This window comes from Moorena sp. SIO4A1, assembly GCF_010672065.1.
GTDB lineage: Bacteria > Cyanobacteriota > Cyanobacteriia > Cyanobacteriales > Coleofasciculaceae > Moorena.
Genome location: NZ_JAAHHX010000910.1, coordinates 1 through 1,186, shown reverse-complemented (window position 1 = coordinate 1,186; position 1,186 = coordinate 1). Strand labels below are relative to the sequence as shown.

At 42.2% G+C, this 1,186-nt stretch carries 1 protein-coding gene; it reads right to left on the bottom strand.

Annotated features, from left to right (window positions below; all coding sequences use genetic code 11):
* Positions 1-560 precede the first annotated feature (560 nt).
* Positions 561-1,186: transposase (locus F6K53_RS44010; RefSeq protein WP_293087158.1), on the bottom strand; the 626-nt coding region annotated here is incomplete at its 5' end.

The window sequence follows — 1,186 nt, the reverse complement described above, 5'->3', positions numbered from 1 at the left end:
TAGGCCAAGGTTGTAAGCTTGTATAGCACTACGCATTAAGGTTAGGACGTTGATACAAGCTGAAAAGCTCTTTTACTCAACTTTTGCCTTTTGCCTTTTGCCTTTTGCCTTGCGCGTAGCGCTATACTCGACATTTTTGACCTCGATTACCCGATCACCATGTGATATTACTTCTGCTTTTAGTCTCTTAATCTCATAAAACTCATGTAAAAACTCATATAAAAACTCATATAAAAACTCATGTAAAAACTCATGTAAAAACTCATGTATAGAGTTTTTATATAGGTTGTAAACAAAATTTTTGCTCAAAAAGGCAAGATGCAAGAGGCGAAACGCAAGAGGGGCAAGAGATTCAAAGTTTTATTGTCCAATCAAAAAAGACCATATACGTTTACATCTCAAATATAAACCCTATATACAGTGGAAAGTCGGGAGTCAACAGAAGCGGTAAATGGCGAGAATTATCCCTATCTACCCATTTTCCGCTTCTAAAAATCTGACTAAATCGCGTTTATACAAACAAAATCAATGGCTGTGAAGCGCAAAAACCACTATTTTGCCTAAGTACAGGACAAAAATTGCAAAGAGTGGCGGAAATCAAACGGATGAAAGGATTGAGGATGAAGAACAAGGTGACGAAGATGATCAAAACCGAGACGGAATAAACTTTTAGCCCTACGTCCATGTTTCTTAAGAGTAAGAGGACGAAGTTGATGAAGAAATAAACCCATGCGCATCGACCAACACAAGGCTAAGGTTAAAAGAGCAAAAAGTTTTCGCAGACGTTGTGGGTCGGTTAAATGAGTGGATTCGAGGCAAAAGCCACGGGTTTTAAAAATGCCAAACAGGGTTTCAATGCCCCAACGCTGAGCATAATCGGAGATGATGCCCTCACTAGCATCGGTGGGAGCGATGACCACCAGCAATTTACCATCCTCAAGGCGTAAAGCCTCCACTGCAACGGGGTATCCCCAGACTCGACAGACTCCCTGGAGTCGTTGAGATTCACCCTTTTTCAGGTGAGCAAAAACTACCCGCGCAGCTAAGGGTTGACCCTGACGTTGAATTTTATCACTCTCACGAATCCTTAAGCGGAAGGGCATTTTCGGTTCTAAGAGTAAATATCTCACCCAAGCCTGACCGATGAACTCGCGATTGGCCTTTGGCCACGCTACGCGAACGCCAC